The organism is Halomonas sp. ND22Bw (genome assembly GCF_003011945.1).
Lineage (GTDB): Bacteria > Pseudomonadota > Gammaproteobacteria > Pseudomonadales > Halomonadaceae > Halomonas > Halomonas halophila.
The window spans coordinates 1-229 of sequence record NZ_PXWD01001956.1 but is presented as its reverse complement, the minus strand read 5'-3'; the positions used below and the strand labels follow the sequence as shown (position 1 = coordinate 229).

Sequence of the window (229 nt, the reverse complement as noted above, 5' to 3'; positions counted from 1 at the left end):
GCCGCGCCTGCTGCGCGATCACAGCCTGCACCGCATCGGGCGCCCAGCCGGAGCGCGTCACCACGCGGGCTAGCTGCGTCGCTTCGCTCGCATCAACCACCAGCACGCGGTCGACGATGCGGCGCCACCGCTTCGATTCCACCAGCAGCGGCACGTCGAAGACGAGCGTCGTGCTGGTCGCTGCGATGGCTTGCCGCTCGGTCTCGATGCCGATCAGCGGATGAAGGAT

Annotated in this window: 1 protein-coding gene; it reads right to left on the bottom strand. The window is 69.0% G+C overall.

The genetic code is table 11. The features are described from left to right. The coding region (locus CVH10_RS25130; RefSeq protein ID WP_146143449.1) for a dephospho-CoA kinase at positions 1 to 229 on the bottom strand (229 nt) is incomplete at both ends.